The sequence below is a fragment of the Delftia sp. UME58 genome, assembly GCF_014170385.1.
Classification (GTDB): Bacteria; Pseudomonadota; Gammaproteobacteria; order Burkholderiales; family Burkholderiaceae_C; genus Comamonas; species Comamonas acidovorans.
This window is the reverse complement of record NZ_LZZV01000059.1, coordinates 1-637: the sequence shown is the minus strand read 5'-3', so window position 1 is coordinate 637 and position 637 is coordinate 1. Positions and strand designations below refer to the sequence as shown.

The 637-nt window shown below is 59.0% G+C and carries 1 protein-coding gene and 1 pseudogene; one reads left to right on the top strand and one right to left on the bottom strand.

From position 1 onward, the window contains the following. Positions 1 to 213, top strand: a 213-nt coding sequence (locus A9976_RS31760; RefSeq protein WP_310889399.1) for a hypothetical protein, incomplete at its 5' end; no start/stop codon positions are given. A gap of 138 nt (positions 214 to 351) precedes the next feature. On the opposite strand, the pseudogene rplA reads toward A9976_RS31760, so the two are convergent. Next, a pseudogene (gene rplA, locus A9976_RS18570) lies at positions 352 to 637 on the bottom strand (50S ribosomal protein L1); the annotation flags it as partial.

The window sequence follows — 637 nt, the reverse complement described above, 5'->3', positions numbered from 1 at the left end:
GATAACAATCGATTGCGCCTTGGCCACTTCGGCCGAGACTTCCTCGATTACCACCGCTTTCTCTTGACGATTGAGACTCACGGTTTGAACACTCCATCAAAAGACGCCTGGGGCCTGAGCCTTGCGCGTCAACCGAATGCGGCGCCTGGTCGAGTTCTTCGTGTAAAGAAATCTTCCTGGGGACGCCGTCTACGCTGGATCCGAACTATGTGAGCTTCGGGATTAAGCGGGGCAACGGGGAACCTGCTTTCATAGAAGGGAGGACCCTTCCACTACCCTGCTCCAGCGGTCTTTGACAGCAACATCCGGAGGAATCCGGATGCAGCCCAAAGTACGTTTACTGCTGTTGGCTTAGTTGGAAGCCGACAGCGAGGCAATTTCAACGCGAGCACCGCCGCCCATCGTGGACGAAACGGCCAGCTTGCGCAGGTAAATGCCCTTGGCAGCTGCGGGACGAGCCTTTTGCAGGGCGTCGACCAGAGCGGCCAGGTTGGTTTGCAGCTGTTCCACGCCGAACGACGCGCGGCCGATCGTTGCGTGGATGATGCCAGCCTTGTCGGTACGGTACTGAACCTGACCGGCCTTGGCGTTCTTGACAGCGGTGGCGACGTCAGGCGTCACGGTGCCGACCTTCGGG